This window comes from Psychromonas hadalis ATCC BAA-638, assembly GCF_000420245.1.
In the GTDB taxonomy this organism is placed as follows: domain Bacteria; phylum Pseudomonadota; class Gammaproteobacteria; order Enterobacterales; family Psychromonadaceae; genus Psychromonas; species Psychromonas hadalis.
In genome coordinates this window covers 1-17,987 of the sequence record NZ_ATUO01000027.1, presented here as the reverse complement: position 1 = coordinate 17,987, position 17,987 = coordinate 1, and the positions used below count along the sequence as shown (strand labels likewise).

The 17,987-nt window shown below is 38.1% G+C and carries 14 protein-coding genes and 1 pseudogene; 11 read left to right on the top strand and 4 right to left on the bottom strand.

The window, feature by feature from the left end:
- Positions 1 to 44 precede the first annotated feature (44 nt).
- Positions 45 to 350 (bottom strand): hypothetical protein, encoded by a 306-nt coding sequence (locus tag G322_RS0105330; protein ID WP_022940776.1) that lies wholly within the window; start codon positions 348 to 350, stop codon positions 45 to 47.
- A gap of 79 nt (positions 351 to 429) precedes the next feature.
- Here G322_RS0105330 and radD point away from each other — a divergent pair, with 79 nt between their 5' ends.
- The 3 genes and pseudogenes from radD to G322_RS22610 all read left to right on the top strand — a co-directional run.
- Positions 430 to 2,178 carry a DNA repair helicase RadD gene (gene radD / locus G322_RS0105325; RefSeq protein ID WP_022940775.1) on the top strand — a complete coding sequence of 583 codons (1,749 nt, stop codon included), beginning with the start codon at positions 430 to 432 and terminating at the stop codon, positions 2,176 to 2,178.
- A 579-nt stretch (positions 2,179 to 2,757) separates the two neighbouring features.
- Positions 2,758 to 3,717 carry a porin gene (locus G322_RS0105320; RefSeq protein WP_022940774.1) on the top strand — a complete coding sequence of 320 codons (960 nt, stop codon included), beginning with the start codon at positions 2,758 to 2,760 and terminating at the stop codon, positions 3,715 to 3,717.
- A gap of 83 nt (positions 3,718 to 3,800) precedes the next feature.
- A pseudogene (locus tag G322_RS22610) lies at positions 3,801 to 4,001 on the top strand (antibiotic biosynthesis monooxygenase family protein); the annotation flags it as partial.
- Between the two features lie 72 nt (positions 4,002 to 4,073).
- Here the strand turns inward: G322_RS22610 and G322_RS0105315 are convergent.
- From G322_RS0105315 to G322_RS0105305, 3 genes are read right to left on the bottom strand one after another with little or no spacing between them, the layout of a single operon-like run.
- A complete protein-coding gene (locus tag G322_RS0105315; protein WP_022940773.1) occupies positions 4,074 to 4,967 on the bottom strand; it encodes a 3'(2'),5'-bisphosphate nucleotidase CysQ family protein in 894 nt (297 codons plus the stop codon).
- Positions 4,942 to 5,913: a phosphotransferase gene (locus tag G322_RS0105310; protein WP_022940772.1), complete on the bottom strand. Its 972-nt coding sequence runs from the start codon at positions 5,911 to 5,913 to the stop codon at positions 4,942 to 4,944. Before G322_RS0105310 ends, G322_RS0105315 begins: the two co-directional genes overlap by 26 nt.
- Positions 5,910 to 6,320 carry a VanZ family protein gene (locus tag G322_RS0105305; RefSeq protein WP_022940771.1) on the bottom strand — a complete coding sequence of 137 codons (411 nt, stop codon included), beginning with the start codon at positions 6,318 to 6,320 and terminating at the stop codon, positions 5,910 to 5,912. Before G322_RS0105305 ends, G322_RS0105310 begins: the two co-directional genes overlap by 4 nt.
- Positions 6,321 to 6,555: 235 nt before the next feature.
- Here G322_RS0105305 and G322_RS19975 point away from each other — a divergent pair, with 235 nt between their 5' ends.
- From G322_RS19975 to G322_RS0105265, 8 genes are all read left to right on the top strand, one after another.
- Positions 6,556 to 10,401, top strand: coding sequence for a TOMM system kinase/cyclase fusion protein (locus G322_RS19975; protein ID WP_022940770.1), 3,846 nt, complete (start codon positions 6,556 to 6,558; stop codon positions 10,399 to 10,401).
- Entirely contained in the window at positions 10,391 to 10,960 is a 570-nt protein-coding gene (locus tag G322_RS0105295) for a hypothetical protein (RefSeq protein ID WP_022940769.1), read from the top strand. Before G322_RS19975 ends, G322_RS0105295 begins: the two co-directional genes overlap by 11 nt.
- A 22-nt stretch (positions 10,961 to 10,982) precedes the next feature.
- On the top strand, positions 10,983 to 11,534 hold the full coding sequence (locus tag G322_RS0105290; protein ID WP_022940768.1) for a hypothetical protein: 552 nt from the start codon (positions 10,983 to 10,985) through the stop codon (positions 11,532 to 11,534).
- A gap of 65 nt (positions 11,535 to 11,599) precedes the next feature.
- Positions 11,600 to 12,829, top strand: coding sequence for a KamA family radical SAM protein (locus tag G322_RS19970; RefSeq protein WP_022940767.1), 1,230 nt, complete (start codon positions 11,600 to 11,602; stop codon positions 12,827 to 12,829).
- Positions 12,822 to 13,640 (top strand): class I SAM-dependent methyltransferase, encoded by an 819-nt coding sequence (locus tag G322_RS0105280; protein ID WP_156873915.1) that lies wholly within the window; start codon positions 12,822 to 12,824, stop codon positions 13,638 to 13,640. The genes G322_RS19970 and G322_RS0105280 overlap by 8 nt, the downstream gene beginning before the upstream one ends.
- The gene (locus tag G322_RS22170; protein ID WP_022940765.1) at positions 13,606 to 15,732 is read left to right on the top strand and encodes a YcaO-like family protein; all 2,127 of its coding nucleotides are present in this window, start codon (positions 13,606 to 13,608) and stop codon (positions 15,730 to 15,732) included. The genes G322_RS0105280 and G322_RS22170 overlap by 35 nt, the downstream gene beginning before the upstream one ends.
- A gap of 276 nt (positions 15,733 to 16,008) precedes the next feature.
- On the top strand, positions 16,009 to 16,536 hold the full coding sequence (locus tag G322_RS0105270) for a GGDEF domain-containing protein (RefSeq protein WP_022940764.1): 528 nt from the start codon (positions 16,009 to 16,011) through the stop codon (positions 16,534 to 16,536).
- A gap of 24 nt (positions 16,537 to 16,560) precedes the next feature.
- Positions 16,561 to 17,511: an FHA domain-containing protein gene (locus G322_RS0105265; RefSeq protein ID WP_022940763.1), complete on the top strand. Its 951-nt coding sequence runs from the start codon at positions 16,561 to 16,563 to the stop codon at positions 17,509 to 17,511.
- Positions 17,512 to 17,987 lie beyond the last annotated feature (476 nt).

Below are 17,987 nucleotides of genomic sequence, written 5' to 3'. Positions count from 1 at the left end.
AGTCAGGGGGTTAGCCTTGCGTAGTTTGTGTTTAAACACTCTTTCTAATCCAAAAATCCATCATGCACAAAGTAATATTTATATTGTTCAAAATTATTTTCATCACTGTCTAAAAAGGCCAAGGCAAACTGATAACTTTCTCTTTTAAATTTATTAAGTTTTGCCAATTCATACTCATTCATAATAATATTCATCGCATCAACTACCCACTCAGTTTCACCTAAACCAATCTCTACTTCAGGCGGATCGTAATGCGTTACCATCCATTCTTGTAACTGTTCATTGTCTATTTTTTGTGAGTTCCAAAGGTGCAGTTGTTCGATTAATTGTACTTTAGTAATTTCAGTCATTTGTTCGCTCCTATTTTGTTAGATTATCTCTTTTTTAGGTTACACTTGCATGATTTAAATAATGCTATATTGGAATAAAATGTACACACTGCGCCCATATCAACAAGATAGCGTTAATGCGACCCTGCATTATTTTCGCAAAAGTAGTGAGCCTGCGGTGCTTGCATTGTCTACTGGGGCGGGAAAAAGCCTGATTATTGCAGAGCTGGCACGATTAGCAAGAGGGCGTGTCTTAGTGCTTGCCCATGTCAAAGAGTTAGTGGAGCAAAATCATCAAAAGTATGAAAGTTACGACTTAAAAGCCTCTATTTTTTCTGCGGGGCTTGGGCGTAAAGAGTCTTCTTTACAAGTGGTTTTTGCCTCTGTGCAGTCGATTGTTAACAGCCTTGAGATGTTTACTGAGCAGTTTAGCTTAGTGGTTATTGACGAGTGCCATCGTGTGCCACTTGATGAAAATAGTGCTTATCAGCGTGTGATAAAGCATTTGCAACAAAATAATAGCAAGCTTAAAATACTCGGCTTAACCGCAACCCCTTATCGGCTGGGATTAGGTTGGATTTATCAATATCATACCCGTGGTCAGGTTCGCGCTACAGAGTCACGTTTTTTTCGTGATTGTATCTTTGATTTACCGATCCGTTTTTTATTAGATGAGCAGTTTTTAACGCCACCGAAAGTGATGGATATGGCGGTATTAGGTTATGATTTTTCCGCTATTAGTAGCTCGAAATCAGGACACTACCGAAAATCTGATCTTGATGGCGTGATCCAAAAAGCCAAACGTGCCACACCACTTATTATTAAACAGGTGGTTGAACAGGCTAAAGATCGTTTGGGTGTGATGATTTTTGCCTCCACGGTGAATCATGCACAGGAGATAATGGGGTATCTAAAAGATGAAAATGCAGCGCTCGTGATTGGTGATACGCCCGCTGACGATCGCGACCGTATTATCAATGCGTTTAAAAATCAGCAGATAAAGTATCTGGTTAACGTTTCTGTGTTAACCACGGGGTTTGATGCGCCTCATGTTGATCTGATTGCTATCTTACGCCCTACGGCATCGTTGAGTTTATATCAGCAGATTGTTGGGCGAGGGTTACGTTTGTTTGCAGGGAAAAAAGAGTGCTTAGTGATGGAGTTTGCAGGTAACTGTTACGATATTTATCAGCCTGAGATCGGCGACCCAAAGCCTAACAGTGACAGTGAACTGGTGACGATTCCCTGTCCTGCTTGCCAGTTTAATAATAATTTTTGGGCAAAGATTGATCCCGCTGGTTTTGTGATTGAACATTATGGACGGCAGTGCCAAGGTTATAAATTGCTCGAGAATGGAGATCGTGATATTTGTGGTTATCGTTTTCGCGCTAAAATTTGTGAGCTCTGTGGAGAGGCCAATGATATTGCGGCTCGGCGTTGTAATAGTTGCGCACATATTTTGGTTGATCCCGATAAAAAACTGCGTGATGCGATGAACCTTAAAGATGCAATGATCTTAAAATGTACCGATATGAAGCTTGAAGCGAGTAAAAATCGTTTTGATAAACCTCAGTTAACAGTGACTTATTACGGTGAAAATAGTGCTGAAATTAAACAGGTTTGGCAGTTATCAAGCAAAGCGCAAAAGCGTGATTTTTTAAATCAGTTTATTCAGCCTCACTTGATTGACCGCCATCGTGAATTTAGTGACAGTGCACCAACAAAAGTGATTAAAAATCAACACCGTTTACGCCACCCAGAGATTGTTATTGCATCTAAAGAGGGGCGATTTTGGCGGGTACGTGATAAGTTGTTTGATCTTGATTATTATACTTCAGACAAAAATTAATAATAATGGCCTCACTTAGATAGGTAAAATTATTATCACCGTTACAAAATAGCTTACTAATCGCTCATTTAATGAACGGTTTATCAATATATATTGATTTGTAAAAAGTATAAATCCCCTATTACCCATTGTATCATGACTCAAAATTCGTGAGCTACTGCACAGTTAAAGTACAATCTGGAAATATTTTAAAATAAGTTTCAGCCGGTAAGTGTGAACTATGTAACGCTTTTTATATCACTTGTTTGTCAGTTAGATATAAAGTACAAGTTGTTTTAAAGTTTATTCGCGATGATAATTAATAGTTTGTTATTTTATAGGTTGTTGTTTTGGATGGTGTGTTTGTTTTTGTTGTTTTTTTGATTTGTTTTTTATTTTGATTGTTTTTGGATTGTCTTTTAGGTTGAAAAATGAGCTGTTTTATGTGTTTTCAAAAAGTTCAATTTAATTGCAAAAAAAATTAAAATTGTTAATGTTGTTTGCGAAATGTGAACAGGATTTGTTCACATGGATTTCGAAGGTGTGCAATGTATGCACACATAGACTTATAGATTTAAGCAATTAAAAGGCAATAGACAAATGAAAAAAACAATCTTAGCAGCAGTAATCACAACATTATTCGCGGCAACAGCACACAGTGCAACTATCTATGAACAAGACGGCGTACAAGTAGATATTTACGGTGATATCGAAATTAACTTCCAAAAAGACATCAAGAAAAAAGCTGATAATGGTGTATACATTAATGTTGATGATGCTGACTTTGGTTTTAAACTCGGCTATGATCTTGGTAACGGTTTGATGGTTGGTGGTGTACTTGAAATCAGCGCTGAAGGCGATACAGTAAATTTAGGTGATAGTTATGTTGGCGTTATGTCAGATACTTACGGTACGTTAACGGCGGGTAAACAAGCAACAATTTTTGATGATGCCGGTATCGGTGCTGATTACCAATTTGGTTTTGGTTCTTTTTACGATCAAAAAGACAGTGGCAGACAGGTCATTAAATACAAACTAGATACAGGTATGTTTTACGGTGGTATCGCTTACCTAATGTCTGACACGACAGGATCTGCTGATGATGTATCAGTAGTAGATGGTAAAATTGGTGCTTATTTTGCTGGTTTTGATTTAACTGCATTTTTCGGAGTAGGTGATGGTTTCGCTAAAGTTGCAGGCGTTACTCTTAAAGATTCATCTTATTCAACAACTAACATGAACTTTGAAGCACGTTACAACTTCAGTGATTTCCAAATAGCGGCTGCTTATGCAACGAGTGAACAAGATGCTGGCACTGTTTCTAAAATTACAACTGATTCTATCGGTCTTGCTGCTACATACTCACTAGATAAAGCGCAATTTGCAGTGGGTTACGCAATGTTTTCAAATGATGTTAGTGGTTCAGATGATGTGAATAATTATTATGTAAATGCATCTTACGCATTCACAAGCAATGTAAATACTTATGTCGAAATTGGTGGAAGTGACGCTGACAATACTGATGTTGGTTATGCGCTAGGTATGCAGGTTAAATTCTAAACTGCATTTTAAACGCAGTTTATAAACGACCTTAGAACGTTATTTTAAACGATTCAAGGTCGTTTTTTTATGTCTGCTAGAAAGGCTTTTTAGGTATTGAGTCTGCTAGAGAAACTGAAAAAGAGGCGCTTGGAATTACCGTTTCCTATTGGGAAAATCTGCAAGCGATTAAAGATTGGAAAGCTAATGTAGAGCATCTTGATGCACAGAAAAAAGGGCACGCAACATGGTATAAAGATTTTAAAGTGCGTATCAGTAAAGTGGAACGTGATTATAGCTTGTAGGTCATTTTGAATTTCCCTAGAAAATATTGAATTTAGTGTGATCGTGATACGTCAGTATTACCTGTTTTGAATTTATTGCATCAAGCGACATAAACGGATCACCGCCTGTGCTAGGTTTTTATCTGAAGCGTAAATAACCCCATGTTGATGCATATAATAGCTATCGGTTTGGTTAAGCGTGAGGGGTAAACCCTCAATATCACTGACCCAACCATCAACAGCTTGAGCGATACAAGCTGTGCCACTAAAATCCCACAGTGCGCCACCTCCTTGCTGTTTTTTGGGTAATTTAATATAAATAGCAGGGCTGTTTTCTACTACTAAAAGCGCATTAACTACCGCGCCGTGACCGCTGACAATCGTTAACTCAGCTGATTTTTCTAACTGCTTCACCAGTGGCTGATATTGCGCGCTAGTTAAAAAACTTTGGTCAAAATAAACATGAATGTTGGTAGGGCGTTTAAGGGTGGGGGGATTAAATAATGTGCCATTTTTATAAACAACAGGTTTGCCCTGTTTATCTATTTCAGTGTGGTAACTGGTTTTTGTTGCTGGCAGATAAATCGCGCTGAGTACAGGTAAACCACTTTTAGCAACTAACGCAATAGAAACTGCATAACCCTCACGTCCCTCAATAAAAGGCAGTGTGCCATCGAGTGGATCGATACACCAAAAGTAATCTTTACTGAAACGTGCATGGTCGTTAATGGCTGTTTCTGCACAGTTTTCCTCACTAAGTAAAGCAAGATCATAGCGATCACAACTTGGTTGTAACTGCTTGATGATGATCGACTGACAATGCAAGTCAACCTCCGTCACCACTTGTGAGCTACGGCTAGACCCACAGTTTTTAAAGTTGATTTTTAGCTGTGATCTATCAACCTGTTGGATAGTGTGTCCTGCATCTTTTACGGCATTTAATGCAATCAGGCTTAACTGATTAAGTTGTGTGTTGGTTAATTTCATTTAACGCTCGCTTTGTGAGTGCTTCTGTATAGTTGTTTATCTTCCAGTGATCGGGTGACCACCCTTTTACAAAGCGTTGAAAATCTGCCCATGCAATCGAGTACAAAGGTCGCCATTGTGATTCTAAATCAAATTCTGTGAGCGGTTTCAATACCTTAAAGTAGTGATCCACTAACAGTGGGGCGAGCTGCTCGCAATGCGCGGGTTTTACCGCGCTACTGATAAACAGGATCACATCTTTCATAGCGCAGCCTTTGCCGACATATTGAAAATCCACCGCGGCGACCTGTTCACCTGATGTTGAAAAACAGAAATTAGCCAACTTTGCATCACCGTGTATCAAGGTCTGAAAAGGGCAGTCAGCAAGTCTCTTATCTAACAAGGTGGCCGCTTGTTTTAGTTTACTGTCCGCTAAATTTTCAAGTTCATCGGGGCGTGTCTCAAGGTGCCAATAACTGCCTGTTGGCCATAGTCCTTGCGGTTTTTTTTGAAGATGTAAAGCATGGAAATGTGCCAGCCATGTGAGACAAACCTTTGCTTCACTTAAAGAGCAATCTGTTTTAACCACGGGAAAACCACATTCACTGAGATCCTCTAAAACCAGTATTTGTTGGTTTTCACGCTTTTCTGTTAATAAACAGCGTGGTAGATAACAATCAACAGATTGATGTTGTTGTGCATAATGCTGATACCAGTATGACTCTACTTGATAAGAGGTTAATTTTCGTTGATGAGAGAGGTTGGTATTCCAACCCTTGGGGTGATTTTCTGGTTTCGGGGTATTCACCCTTTTTACGACGACGGAATTTATTTTCCCACCTGAAAATCGGACCCTTAACAGTTGCCCATAACCACCCCAAACACCTTGAATAAGTTCAATAGTGGTTATCTTTTTACTCTTCGTCAGCGTTAATAACTTACTTTTTAAAGAGGCAGAAAGCGTCACTGTTTTATTAGCTTATTAGTTAGCCATGCAAGTACAAAACCACACAGTAAACCAACACTATTTGCGAGCATATCTAGCCACTCACCATAACGATTAACATAAGGTTGAATCAGCTCAATCGCACCACTCCAAAAAGCAAACAGCAAACCAATCAATAACCAATGTTTTGGTTTCGCCAGTGCCACAGGGAAAAATAGCCCTGCATAAGCGATAAAGTGATGGGTCTTGTCGCTGCCGGGTACAGAAGGAAGATGTGGCAGAGGCGTTAAAGAGAGAAGGGTGATAAGCGCTAAAACAGTTGCGCTGATTAATAACCAATGTTTTTTGATGATATTAACGAAATGAAACACGTTTACCTCTGCTGATATTTTATGAAACGTTATTCTCGCATTAATTTTATCACTCATGTTATTTTTATGCTGATTTTACTTATTTATTTTGACAATGTTAACAAAAATGACTACAGCGTATTTTTCATAAAATAAGTCGAGTTTGTTATCAGAAATGCGATTTGTATCCTGTGTTTAACCTTGATTGTCAGTGCCTTTGTATTGATATGTGGTTAGCGCTATCGTATTCTTTTTACCGTCCTTAATTTGGATAATAAGCACACATCGCCTTTAATGATATAAAGAATCTACCATGAAATTATTACAAAACGATAAAATCGCGTTGCAATTTAACTCTTCTGCTTACCAATTATTAGAAAAAATTGGTGAAGGGGGATTTGGTCATGTTTACCTTGCTAAGCAAATTAATACGGGGCAATCGGTTGCGATTAAGTTCCTCTCTATTCGTTGTGATTTCGATGAAAATAAACGTGCACGTTATATCGAACGTTTTGAGCGTGAAACTTTGCTAGGCAGTCGTTTGCAACACCCTAATATTGTGCGTTTATTAGATAAAGGCAATAGTGGCTCCCTACTTTTTGCCGTCTTTGAATATATTGCAGGAAAAACACTTAAACAAAAAATAACTGAATCAGGGCCACTCTCCGCGATTGAAGCAACCGATGTGATGACGCAGGTATTAGATGCTTTAGCACACGCACATCAACAGGGAGTTGTGCATCGTGATATCAAACCTGCCAATATTATGCTCAGTGAAAGTGCAGCTAAACTGCATGTGAAAGTATTAGACTTTGGTATCGGCACACTGGTAAGCGAAGCGCGTGTACAAGATTATAAAAGCATTACCCTGACCCAAGAAACCTTAGGTACTCCCTCATATAGCTCACCCGAACAACTGCGCGGTGAGCCTGCCACGATTAAAACCGACCTTTATGTTTGGGGTTTGGTCTTTCTTGAGTGTTTAACGGGGAAACCTGCCATGTCGGGGGGCAATTTAGCCTCCATTTTTCATAAACAATTGAGTCCAGGAAATGTCGCGCTACCCGCTGCTATCGTGGGTCATCCATTGGCCGCCTTATTGCGTCGTGTTTTACAGAAAAAAGCCCATTTACGCAGTGTTAATGCAGCCGACTTATACCATGAGATACAGCAGATCAATGTTGCTAACTTAGTGGGCGAGTTACAAGCTGAAAACGACAAACGCATTAGCAAAACAAATATTATTGTTGATAACGATGCCACACTGATCCATGAAAACCCTATTTTTAATACTGGGCAGATAGAATCTAAACAGATCACCGTTTTAGCCTTGTGTTTAAACGCAAAAGCGGTTGAGGGCAAAGAGATAAACCATGAGGTGATTGATGCTCTGCACCGTGATCAAAAAAATCAGTGTTTAGATACCGCAATCCGTTATGGCGCTTTTCATGTGGGCAGTTTAGGAGACACGCAACTGTTCTACTTTGGTTATCCTGCTGTGAGTGATAATGACGCACGTCTTTGTGCGCGCACTGCACTGGATTTAATCAGCGATCTTAACAAACGTAATGCGCTGTTAAAAATGAACCAAGGCATTCAAATCGACATTAAAATTGGCATTCATACTGGGTTATTAACTTGTTATGCCGATGCGACCCCAGAAGGTGACACGGCAAATATTGCACTGCAACTTGCGCGGTTAGCGGGTAACGAGAAAATTTTATGCTCTAATATAAGTCAAAAGCTATTACAAAGTTACATCGAATTTAAACCACTGAGTAGCCAGCCGTTAGGGGTAGCATCTACGCCCATCGCACTGTTTAATTTAGTGGCAGAGCGCCACGTTGAAGCCTTTGGTTTTTTACGGGCAGCACAAAATAATCACCAGTTTATCGGCCGTGAAAAAGAGTTTAAGTCTTTACTTGCCCTACAAGCGCCTGAAAGCCGATACAAACTTGCCCATGTTGTTGGGGAAGCGGGCATTGGTAAATCACGTTTAACCTTCGAGTTTAGAAATCAAAGTAAACAAACCACCCATTTTATCGGCCAATGTTTACCCGAGCATATTAACAACGCCTTATATCCGATACTTAATATTTTAAAATATAAATATGCGTTAACTAGCTTAACCGTCAGTGCGGCGATTGAAAAATTAAGCGCTGAAATAGGTACATTAGCAGAGGTTAATCTCACTGATATTTTACCGATATTATGTGCATGGTTGGGTTATGCATTGCCAGAGGAGATAGCCCCGAGCGCGCTTAGCCCCGATTTGCAAAAACAACTACTGTTTAAAACCTTAGTCGCCCTGTTAAATAAACAGGATAACGCACAAGCAAACCTATTTATTTTTGAAGATATGCACTGGGCCGACCCTACTAGCCTTGAGTTCATCAAATGTTTAAGCCTTAGTAAAGCGTTCACTGACAGTGGTAATCTGTTTATCAGCACCTCGCGTTTACCGTTACCAGAGATGCTTGATAGTGACATTTACCAAAGTATCCCCTTACAAAAACTCACCGAACAGGACAGTAAAGACTTTGTTAATAACCTCTTTGATAAACAAAATGTAGCAAACCAGTTAATGGAGGCAGTGGTCAGCCGCACCGATGGTATTCCGCTGTTTATTGAAGAGCTGGTTGATATGCTCAAACAGAAAGGCTTAGTGCAACACCTCAACGGCATTACCGATTTTATCGACAGCGATAAGCTAAATGAACTGCCAAGCAGTTTACGCGAATCACTGCAGCAAAAACTCGATAGCCTTGTTTACAGCAAAGAGACCGCACAGCTCGCTGCTACTATCGGTCGTGAGTTTGATTACGACCTATTGGTTGCCTGTTCAAACCGTAGCGAAGCCCAACTGCAAACCGAGTTAGATGAGTTAATTAGCGCTGATATTATCCTGCAAAAACGCCGTGTTTCTGGTGATAGTTACCTCTTCAAACATGCTTTGGTGAGAGATGCTGCTTATGAGAGTATGAGTCGCATTCATACAATAAAAAATCACTTGAGCGTTGCTAAATTATTAGAGGTTATTAATTCTAATTTTAATTTAATTGCTCTACATTATCGTAAAGCGTTAGATTATGAAAAATCAGTTATGTACGGGATTCAATATGTATCATCTCTATTAGAGAAGCATATTTATGAAAGTAGCAAAAAATATATAGATCAAGTTGTTATAGATAATGAAAAAATTTCTGAGTCACTATGTCAATTAAATAATAAAGTAAAAATTAATAAATTAACGAGTGTGATATTAATGGCAATAGATGGTTATGGTAGCGAAGCTATTAAAGCGATTAATCAAAATAATGAAGATCTAAATGAGCAAATAACAAAAATTAATAGTATACAAATAGGTGCAATGGAAAAACATATTAATCTTTGGCAAAAAGGTCAAGTGCATCATATGGTCTCTGAACGAGATGAGGCTTATAAGTTATTTAGTGAACTGGTGAGTGATGCAAGAAATGATAGGTGCAGAAGGAGATTAGTTGATAGTTTACCCTTTTTAGGATTGTGCTTAACGACAGGTGGAAAGTTAGAAGAATCACTGATTATATATGAAGAGGCGTTGGCTCTTTATGATAAAAAAATAGACTTTGATATTTGTCTTACCAATGGAATTGATCCTAAATGCCATGCATTAGTGAATATGGCTCTGGCTTTAGCATTATTAGATAAATTTAAAGAGGCTCAGGATAAAATAGATGAAGCTATGAAATATTCTCAGGTACTCAATCACGGTTTGTGTTTGGCTATTACTCATTGCTATCAAATGTATATTTTAGCCGTTGAAGGTAATAAAAAAAGTGTATTGCAACAAGAAACTATTCAAAATGAGTTTTTTGAGTTAAATCCTGATCTGTCATTCTTGCAAGCTTATTCTAAAGCCATTATCGAATGGGCAAAAAATGAAACTGAATTTCAACAGCAATTTTCTAAGTCAAGAGTCGAGTCAGGTCAAACATATTTACATTCATTTTATGAAACGCTTTTAGCTACAAGTTATAAAGAATCTGGTGACGAAAAAAAGTGTGAGCAAGTTTTCAAGGATGTAATTGATTGGTGTAACGAGTCGGGTGAATTTGCATTTAAAAATTATATTTCTAAATTTTACAATAATAATATGGAGTTAGTATATGGTAAATAGTAAGTACGATAGTGCAGTGCATAGCTCAGATAACAGTCATTATGAGCCTCAGGATATAGGTTTTTTTGTAGATAGAACTTGGGCATTATGTTGGCCTAACGTGATTGGTCGTGCTTGGCATTACCAACATAATAACCATCAAAATGCTAAAGAAATAGAAGCCGGAAAATTTATCGATTTCCCTACTCCTGATGATAGATGGTATATGGATTTGCTTTCTAAAGATCCTTATAAAACACTACAAGCTTTGACCGCAGAAGGCTTTGTTTACTTAGCTGATGAAAATGCGGCAGAAGAACACTGGGAAAAATGGGTATTTACCAAAATCATCGTAAAAACTCGAAATCAAGCAACTAAGTTTACTGTTAGATCAAAAACCACAGCTGTTTCTTTGAATGGTTGTAAAGGATATAAACGAAAAAACATTTGGGAAGAGCAAGTAGAAGGTACTGGCCATTTTGTTATTTTAACTTTACCGCCTAAGCCTAGTAAAACATCTGATTTCGCAGTTGCATTATCAGACTATAAAGCATCAAATAAAATATACCCTCTTTGTTAAAATAAATTTTAAGGATATAACAATGGTACAATTTAGTTCTCAAGGAAATGCACCACAAGATATTAAATTTTTTATTCATGATAGTTTTGGTACTGCTTGGCCTAAAGTAATTGCACGTGCATGGTTGTTCAAAAAAGACTTGGTGAGTACAAATAATGCAACATTGATCGAAAATGGAAAGTATCGTGACATTGTTCAACCCAATTTAGATGATATCTGGTATAACAAGCTACTTTCTGATGATACTTCTGAGGTAAAGTCTGCTTTGATTGAAGAAGGTTTAGTGAATTTATCTTCTTTGCAAGCAGGAAGTGAAGAATGGGATAAATGGGTGACATCGAGTGTTATTGTAATGTTAGCGGGGACTGAGCGAACCATTAACATTGCGGCCGGAAGTGATGAGCAAGGTGTGTATATTGCAAATAGTAACGGTGGTAATGGTTGGGATAATGTTAATAATATTGAGCATTCAGTTGTATTAACTCTGCCTGAGCCTCCTGTGGATGAATCAGAATTTGCTGTGGCGCTTGCTGATTATTGTTGTACAGGTAAAACTTACGTTTTTACTTGCTAATCTAATTTTGGCTACACACTTGTGTAGCCAAAAAATTGAATTATCCCATCAATAAGCCATCATCTATGAAATATAAGTCCTATTCCGCTACGAGTTTCAAACATACCCCCTATTATCATAAGCTTTCTTCTCAGCAACAAAATGAATTTAATATTGTTACTAAAATATTACATTTTAAAGTTAATAATTATGTGCTGGAAAATCTAATTAATTGGGAGGATTTAGAAAATGATCCTATCTACAAACTCACTTTTCCACAACGAGGCATGGTGTTAGATAAAGACTATCAACGCTTAGAGAATCGCATTGAAATTTCTGCCGAGAATAGTTCAATTGAAATGGCAGCATTGGTTGCTAGGAAAAATTTATATCCTCCACATATGCCTACAAATGATAATCATATTCAGATAGATGGACTCTATCATCTGTTTCCAAAAACGTTAGAGCTATTTCCAACTAAGGCATCAACTTGTCACTCTTATTGCACTTATTGTCATCGTTGGATGCCTTTGGTGGAGCAAGATGCAAGGTATACCTATTCGAATGATGCAAAGGTTATTGAATATCTTCAAGCTCATTCTGAAATTGAAGATGTAATATTTTCAGGTGGTGATCCGATGGTAATGAGCGCCAGTAGCATTAAGAAAGTGGTTGAACCAATCATTGCATTTGGGCAAATAAAGTCGATTCGTTTTATCTCTAAATCACTGGCTTGGTGGCCTTACCGATATACTACAGATGAAGATGCACAGGAGTTATTAACATATTTTGATGAGTTAACTAAACGTAATATTCATGTGACGTTTGTTGCGCATTTTACTCACCCGAAAGAGTTACAACCTCAAGTAGTACAACAAGCAATTGCTAACATTTTACGATCGGGCGTAGTTATTCGTTGTCAGGGGCCAATTGTAAAAGGTATCAATGATGATGCTGATATTTTAGCTGAGCTTTGGAAAAAACAAGTGCAGTTTGGGATGGTGCCATATTATCTTTTTGTTGAATTTAACTATGGGCCAACAGGGTATTTTAAAATACCCATTGCTAAGGCGCTAGAAATAACACAGCAGGCCATTCGAAATTCTTGTGGTTTGGTTAAAACTATCCGAGGCCCTGTGATCAGTGATAAGCAGATGAAGCTGTGCATTGAAGGAACCGTTACAATTGCAGGAAATAAAATGTTTGTACTAAAATGCATTAATTCTCATCAGCCAGAAAATGTAGGTAAAATATTTTTTGAAAAATTTGATGAGTTTAAACTTCGTTTGGCTTTGGATTTAATTGAAAGTGTCTGATTATTCATTAGGACACGGTAAGGTGATGATGCAACGTTTTAAACAACGGGCTGAAACCGATGGTTGTCGATTTATTGAACCTGTACTTCCTGAAACAGGGGTCGTTGTTGATGTCGGTTGCGGTAATGGCGCGTTGGCAAGTTGGGTAGCAAACTCAAATGAAAGTGTAAATGTGTTTGCTCTGGATAAAGAGCTTAATCAACTGTCTCTTACACAAGTTTTGCAAACAAATCTGTTTTATATCGAATCTGATGCTTATGCCTTATCACTCACTGACAATAGTGTTGATCTAATTTATTTACATGCCGTTTGTATGTATTTAGTGCCTTTATCAACGGTATTAGAAGAGTGTAACCGGGTATTGAAAATTGGTGGGCAAATTGCACTACGAAATGGATTGTCCGTGGTAAATAACATGGAATTGTTTGTTAATGGGGAGTTATTAAGTAAAGTGCTTAACCATAGTTTAAGGAAAAATAGTGACAACCCTAATATTGCTTTTACAATACCCGACATTCTCAAATCAATGCATTTTTATGAAATTTCAACAAATACCAGTATCGAATCATCACGGTCTATTGAAGAGATACAACAAGTGGCAAACTCAACGATTGAGTTGCTTGATGGAAAAATCGGTAACGATGCTTTACAAGAAAATATCATTACAGCCAATGAATTAGAAGAGCTAAAAATGGGTATTAAAGAATGGTCTATGGATAATAAAGCTTATAACAAAGCGGTATGGATAGAGCATATTTATATAAAGGTTAAAAAGTATGACAGAAATTCTAAATTGGCATGCAAAATTTAACGTCTTTAATCTTGAAAGTGGCGATATTTTACTGCTCAGTGAAATGCAAAGTTTATCATTGCCACAAACGCAGTTTGCAAATTTTCGTTATATTGATGGTTTACGCTCAGTGGATGATCTCATCGCGATAATACAGGGTGATAATCAAGATGTGGCGACTTTCCTTTATCAAGTGGGAAAATTAAAAAAACAGCAGTTATTAGTTGATATTAAACAAACTGACTTAGCACGGTTTGTTAATCAACACGCTGTCATTCCTGAATCGTTATTGCTTTCTCAACATTATGCTGTTATTAGCCTGACTGCAAACAGTGCAGAGAATACGACGTTATGGCTGGACTGTTTAGCAAACGTTGAGTTACCCGTGGCGATGTTTATCACTTTTATCTTGTGTGATGATTTGTTAAATCCTACTTTGTTACATGAAGTGGCGAAGCACAACGCAGTTTGTCTGATTAAAATAACAGGGGATCAGATCCGTCTGTTATCGTTATTAGGTGTGGATAATAATTATGATTATTTACAAAAACTGCAAACTCGCTTAAAGCATAATAACCCGACATTACACTTAGCGCAGAGTCTTTATCCAGAATCGGCGGTGGTGAGCCCTTATCAGCTTAATCTGACGTTTAATGAAAAGCTTTGTTCATTATTACAGCAACAGTTAACACAGCAATTAAACCATCAGGGTGAGCAGTTAACGATAATAAACAGAGCGAGTGGGGAAGTTGAACATCACCCTATTCGTTTGTTAGCCACGAATCAGCAAGATTTCAAAAGCCAAATATTAACTCATATTAAGCTAACTAGTTGTATTGCTGTTTTTAATAAAGATGGTGGTTCGAGAACGCGTTGCCCACAAAAAACAGTGGACAGTATTCAACCTTTTATCAGTCCTATCACAGGGCTTATTACCCATCTTCAACCGTTAGCCACCAGTGTTGATAAACCCGTTAAAATTTATACCTCTGCGTTTTTTAAAAAACCTGCATTTAAGCGTGCGTTTAACATTGAGAATGACAGTTTTGTGCATCAATGCATGGGCAAAGGGGTATCACATAGTCAGTCACAAGCGAGTGCATTGTGTGAAGCGATTGAACGTTACAGCGCCCATTTTCAAGGCGATGAACCGCTGTTTTTGAGCAAACCTGAGCAACTCACTCAACGTCATTATGATTTTCAACAGTTAGTGCCTTATAGCGAATCACAGTATCAGCAGTTCAGTAATGAAAATCATCCAGATTCATTATTAAAACAAGCTGCGCTGATTTATCAACATGAAGCGGTGCATTGGTTGCCCACATGGTCATTAACGTTTGATGAGCAGGTCTATGTGCCACTGACTCACTGTTTTGCAAATATCCCTTTTGATGATGACATTTATGCGCGCTGGCACTCTAATGGCTGCGCTGCGGGAAATACGCTTGAAGAGGCGATTTTGCAGGCGTTGTTTGAGCTAATAGAGCGCGATGCGATTGCTATCTGGTGGTATAACCGTATTCTTCGTCCTGCTTACGATTTAGCTCAGTTAGACAAAAAAAACTTACAAGCGCTTGATGAAACATTAACTGAGCATGATTATTGGGTGTTAGATTTAACCCATGATATCGGTGTGTCTGTGATGGTTGCTATTGGGCAACATAAGCAAAACAAAGGGTTAAGTTTTGGTTTTGGTTGTCATCTGCAAAGCGAATTAGCTGCACAACGTGCATTAACGGAGTTATGCCAGTTAATTCCTATTCGAGAGCAAAAAGACGCACCTTTTGATTTTGATGCGGTGCAACAAGATGCTTTTTTGTTTGTTGCTGAAACATCCCCCACTCAGGGGCAAGACTTTCAAAGTAGTGGTGATCTTAAAATTGATATTGAAGCGATTGTGGCTAAATTACGCTCACTTGGTTTGGAAACCTTAGTGCTTAATTATTCGCGAGCGCCATTGCCGATTAAAACGGCCAAAGTGTTTGTGCCCGGGCTTTGCCATATTTGGCCACAACTCGCGAATCAACGTTTATATCAAGTGCCTGTTGATATGGGCTGGTTAGCGGTAGCTAATTGTGAGCAATCGATTAATCAACATGCGTTGTATGTGTGACACTTTAAAAAGCGGAGTGTAATAACGTGTAATATTTATTGCAGAGTGATGATTTACTGCTGACTTAATAAATACAAAATAAAATAGTTGTTACTTTTTAATTGGTTGGATCTGTTCATATCACATTTTCGTTATATCGCGAGGAAGCCTATAACATCTTAATATTTTCCATTAAGCTGTAATAAGATGTAATGGTTATCTTATTTGTAAGCCTCTACTCTATACCTAGATTAATTGAACATTCCCATCAATAAGCAGGGAATCTAGGGGTAATAGATGAGTCAACGCGCATATCAAGATAATTTAACAGGTCTTGCAAATCGTCAGCAATTTGTGATTGCTTTTGAAAACTCAGTCAAAATGAGCATTCAGAAGAAACGCAATATCTCTTTGTTATTGATTGATTTAAATGGTCTGAAACAGATTAATCAGATACACGGACATAAATCGGGCGATCTCGTTATCAGTACCTTTGCGAGTTTATTGTCACAATGCATTCTTTTTAGTGATCAAGTTTTCCGTTATGGTGGTGATCAGTTTGTGGTTATTTTAAACCAAACAGAAGAGACTTCTATTAGCGCGCTTGTTGAACATATATGTCACCTTTTAGACAGTAATATCATTATGGAAGAGTTCGATATTACTTGTTCAATCGGACGTGCTGATGTAAAAGAATATGACGATTTTAATAGTTTAATTGAACGTACTGAGCAGTCTTTAAGTATCATAAAAAATGTACAACTGTCTGAGGATGCTGATCAGGTTGAATATCCTCTCTATGATTTAGTGGCAAACGGTAATTAATAAGTATGAGTAGGGGGTTATAATATGACAAGAATGATTAATAATAATACCGAAGAGCAGATCACCTTATTGATTCAGCATATATTTGGTCGTCACCAAAGCAGTTCGCACACGGTATTAACTAACCCCGATGCATCTCGAATGCATGCAACTATCCTTTGGGATGGTGAAGATTGGTTATTGCAAGACTCAAGCAGTAATGGTACTTATGTGAATGGAAACCCTGTTTTACGGGGGTGCATGCAAAAATTAAATAAAGGTGACCAAATTCATTTCGCAAGCCTCGCAGGTGATACTTGGGAGATGTTAGGAGTAGAGGCGCCAAAAAGTTTATTAGTCCCAGTGAGTGCGGGTTTACAAACGATTGAGTTAGATGGTATTGCGATATTACCTGACGAAGAAAACGCTGAAGTGACGCTTTATCAATCACCCAATGGACATTGGGTCTGTGAAAGTCAGTCGGGAATTTCGGTATTAAAAACGGGCGATCTTGTGGGGTACCAAGATCAAACATGGCGTTTTATTGAAGCGCGAGCGAGTGAAGAGACCACCTATTTAGTTTCGAACGATTTGCCCACCTCCCCACAAGTGGGCATTTTTTTTAATGTTAGTCAAAATGAAGAGCATGTTTCCTTTAAATTTAAAATGGGTGACCATGTATACGATTTAGGTAAACGTAATCATCATTATTTGATGTTGTTATTAGCGCGCAAGCGTTTAGAAGACCGAGAAAACGGTATCAGTGAAGCAGAGCAGGGCTGGGTTGATAAAGATCATCTCTGCAAAATGTTAGGTCTGAGCGAAAATCATATTAATATTTTTATTTACCGTTTTAGAAAACAGGTGATCAGTTTATTACCACGATCGCTTAATTTTCCACAAGCGATTGAGCGACGCACCTGCGAAATACGTTTTGCTTATGCAGATATTGAAATTTCAGGTGGTGCAGTGCTGGATCTTGCCAGTAATCATTAATCGATATCTGTACTGTTGTGCAACAAATCCCAGTCATGTGCTGGGATTTTTTTGGCTGATTGTTCACCTCAAAAAACATCACCACGAAGTCGCTACACGAAGGTAACGAAGAAAAGCTAATTACCTGAGATCGAATTAAGCCATGATGGTATTTCCACCCATTAACACATTGTTTCATTCGGTGTTAAATTAATTCATTTATTATTTTTTTTTGTAAATATATATACCCATGTTACCTCAAGATACTTTGTCAGGCACAAGCTCGATAATCAGAACAAGGCACAACATGAGGTAATTGTCATTCACTTTTCGATTGTTGTAACGCTGAGCTGATTTTCGAGCTTGCGCCCGTAGGGCAAGGCAACTTGCACCAATCTACGTCGTTATAAAATTTCGACTTAGAATAACTAGGCTTCAATTTTATGCCTACTATCTTGATACAATTTGCCTTGCTGACTTTGCATCTTGAAGTATCA